At 74.0% G+C, this 227-nt stretch carries 1 protein-coding gene; it reads right to left on the bottom strand.

Annotated features, from left to right (window positions below; genetic code table 11):
* Window positions 1-227 (bottom strand): hypothetical protein (locus ADK41_RS15405; RefSeq protein WP_159043981.1); only part of this gene is annotated, 227 nt, incomplete at both ends.

The raw sequence follows: 227 nt of genomic DNA, 5'->3' as shown, positions 1-227 counted from the left end.
ATGGGGTCTCCCAGCCGCGTGCCGGTCCCGTGCGCCTCCACCGCGTCCACGTCCCTCGCCGACAGCCCCGCGTCGGCAAGCGCCGCACGGATCACCCGCTGCTGGCTGGGCCCGTTCGGCGCCGTCAGACCATTGCTCGCACCGTCCTGGTTCACGGCGCTCCCCCGCACCACGGCCAGCACCGGGTGGCCGTTGCGACGAGCGTCCGACAACCGCTCCAGCAGCAG

This window comes from Streptomyces caelestis, assembly GCF_001279005.1.
GTDB classification, from domain to species: Bacteria; Actinomycetota; Actinomycetes; order Streptomycetales; family Streptomycetaceae; genus Streptomyces; species Streptomyces heliomycini.
Note: the sequence above shows the minus strand (reverse complement) of the source record. Positions and strands in the feature narration are given on the sequence as shown.